Source organism: Oleiphilus sp. HI0061 (genome assembly GCF_001635675.1).
In genome coordinates this window covers 1-979 of sequence record NZ_LWFE01000253.1, presented here as the reverse complement: position 1 = coordinate 979, position 979 = coordinate 1, and the positions used below count along the sequence as shown (strand labels likewise).

At 44.0% G+C, this 979-nt stretch carries 1 protein-coding gene; it reads right to left on the bottom strand.

The genetic code is table 11. The features are described from left to right. Positions 1-44 precede the first annotated feature (44 nt). The coding region (locus A3735_RS03200) for an RND family transporter (protein ID WP_156499365.1) at positions 45-979 on the bottom strand (935 nt) is incomplete at its 5' end.

Genomic DNA, 979 nt, shown 5'->3' with positions numbered 1-979 from the left:
ACCCCGACACTCATTGAGTATCGGGGTTTTTAGACTCCTTAAGATTAAGCAGCAGCTTTTGCCAGCTTAGCTCTTTCTTTTGCAGCAATCTTATCAGGGCGAACAAGGAAGCGTGCCATCGCGGGTAGCAACCACAAGCTGCCAACCATGTTCCACAAGAACATAAAGAACAGCAGGATCCCCATATCTGCCTGGAATTTAATTGGCGAGAATATCCAAGTAAATACACCCAAACCAAGGGTCATACCCGTAAAGCAGACCGCTTTACCTGTCGTTCTAAGCGTCTGAAAGTAAGCCTCTTGTAAGACCACACCTTGTTTCAGTTTAGTCTCTAACTGACTATAGATATAGATACCATAATCGACACCAATCCCCACACCCAAGGCAATAACAGGAAGTGTCGCAACTTTAATACCAATACCCAATTGAGCCATAAGCGCTTCACACAGAACCGAGGTAAGTGCCAAAGGTGTAACGATACAAATAACAGCAGCTAAAGACCTGAACGTAATCAGACACAAAATACTAACGACCGAGTAAACAGAGGCTAACATGACATTCTTAGCCTTGGAAATAACCTCGTTAGTCGCCGCTTCAACACCTGCATTACCTGCCGCAAGTAAGAACTGGTAGTTTTCACTTGGGTACTGATCGATCAAGTCTTCCATCGTGTCGATCACAGTATCAAGCGTATCGGCCTCATGATCCTCCAAGAAGATGATCATTGGCGTCATACTACAGTCTGAATTAACCAGGCCTGAAGGTGCTCGCTGTATAGAAGAGTTAATAATTGACTCATTTCGGGATATTTCAAACCACTTCAAGCTTCCCTCATTGAGCGCTTTAGTCACCAATTTGGACACTGAGACCAAAGAAGCGGTAGATTCAACGCCTGGTGTATTTTCCAAACGCCATTGCATACGATCCATGACATCCATTAACTCATAGGTCGAACACATTTCTTTTGGCGTTTTAATCA